At 50.3% G+C, this 545-nt stretch carries 1 protein-coding gene; it reads right to left on the bottom strand.

The genetic code is table 11. The features are described from left to right. A partial coding sequence (locus tag K0040_RS22390; RefSeq protein ID WP_228110426.1) for an alcohol dehydrogenase catalytic domain-containing protein occupies positions 1 to 545 on the bottom strand: 545 nt, incomplete at both ends.

Below are 545 nucleotides of genomic sequence, written 5' to 3'. Positions count from 1 at the left end.
ACATCTTCGGTAGAACCATTTACTACTGCCGTCGCCCCCAGTTCTTTTGCAACCGGGAAGCGGACCGCCACATCTTCTTGCAGACCAACGACGACGATATTTACCGCCCCCATAATCCGCGCCATTTGTACGGAAAACAGCCCGAGTGGGCCAGTGCCGATGACGACCACATCCTGACCAGGAAGGACTTTCGATTGCTGCGCGATGGATTTGTAGGCATTACAGATAGGGTCAAGTACGGCTGCGTCCTCATAATCAACATCATCAGGGATTTCCCACAACGCCTGACGATGAATTTTGAGAATTTCACCAGGAACCAGACAATATTTGGAAAAACCCCCACCCCAGGTATTATTATCCAGACCACGGTTTACTTTTTCTGTACAACACAGAAAATCACCTTGTTCACAGGCCGGACAAACGCCGCAAACGTGACCGCTGTTATCCGACACGACGCGTTGCCCCACTTTCCAGTCTTTGACTTTTTCACCAACCTGCGCAATACAACCTGCGAACTCATGGCCGCGGATAGAGTTAAACTCATC

This window comes from Terrisporobacter petrolearius (genome assembly GCF_020748185.1).
Lineage (GTDB): Bacteria > Bacillota > Clostridia > Peptostreptococcales > Peptostreptococcaceae > Terrisporobacter > Terrisporobacter petrolearius.
This window is presented reverse-complemented; position numbering and strand designations above follow the sequence as displayed.